The organism is Streptococcus oralis, from assembly GCF_001075875.1.
Taxonomy (GTDB): domain Bacteria; phylum Bacillota; class Bacilli; order Lactobacillales; family Streptococcaceae; genus Streptococcus; species Streptococcus oralis_I.
Genome location: NZ_JUOS01000160.1, coordinates 1 through 1,226 on the forward strand (window position 1 = coordinate 1; position 1,226 = coordinate 1,226).

General features: G+C 40.1%; 1 protein-coding gene. It reads left to right on the forward strand.

Annotated features, from left to right (window positions below; all coding sequences use genetic code 11):
• Nucleotides 1-114: 114 nt before the first annotated feature.
• The coding region (locus ADM33_RS11510; RefSeq protein ID WP_414716795.1) for a mucin-binding protein at nt 115-1,226 on the forward strand (1,112 nt) is incomplete at its 3' end.

The following is a 1,226-nucleotide window of genomic DNA, read 5'->3' on the forward strand; positions in this document are numbered from 1 at the left end:
TTCTTTTTGAGTGGGCAAGTCGCTAGCGCTGATGAGACAAATGTTTCAGAAACTTTGTCCACTTCCGTAGTATCTGCTAGTCCAGATAGTTCAACTAGCACATCGGAATCTTCAGTGTCAGAAACTTCTGAATCAAAACCTACAGTAGCTGAAAAGCCTTCTGTAGTATCAGAAATTTCTGAGTCAAATTCTACACTTGCAGATAAAGTTGTTGAAACACCAGAAAAGGTTGAAGTTTCTTCAGATTCTGAAAAACCTGTAATCGAGAGTCCAAAATCTGAAAAGTCAGAAGCTCCAGCGAAAGAATCGAGTGAAGAAACGGCGAAAGCAACTGAAGTTAAAACTGAAGTCGCTGAAAAAGACGATAAGTCTACTGATAAAGCTCCAGCTGAAGTTGCTGAAAAAGAAGATAAGTCTACTGATAAAGCTCTAGCTCCAGCTGAAGCAAGTACTGTAGCAAAAGCAACTACTGAAACAGAAATTGCTAAAGCAACGGATGATGAAGTTGCTAATCTTCCAAAAGTTGCCAAGCTTAAAACAGAAGCAGCTGTCGCTCATGATAAGGGAGGAGTCGTTGTACCACTTACTGAGTCAGCTAGGGCTGAATACAAATCGTCATTGGAAGCTTATATGGCTATGCGTCGCAAAAATGGGAACCATAGAGGAACAGGTTTCCGAAATGCTGGAGCTGTACCGACAGATGGAGATGCAGAGTATGAATATAAGAAAGTCTTGACGCCTGTTCTTCCAGGTCATTACGCTGATAAAGCTAGTATTGCTGCCTTAGTTGTGACACCAGAAAATATTGGTGATCTTAACTTTGATGTTTGGTACAAAAAATTAGGATATATCGTTTATGTAGATGAACAAGGAAACTTTGTCAGTCCTCAGGGAGATGTGGTTTCTTCTCGTGATAGTGCTGCTAAACAAATTTATGCGAATGACCCTTCAGACCCTACACGTGCATGGACAACCAAAGTTCCATCAGTACCAATTGGATGGGAATTGATTGATAAACAAACGGCTTATGGATATAATGCTGAGAAGGGAACAGTAAACCCTAACCAAGAGAAGGATCAGGATGCTATTGGTCGCGATACTGCGATTGTTATTCGCAAACAGATTCAAAAAGCTATTATCAAGTATGTAGACCAAAATACTGGTAAAACACTTGAAAATGATCAAGTTTCTGGTAAATCTGGTGAAGCTATTGACTACTCAACTGC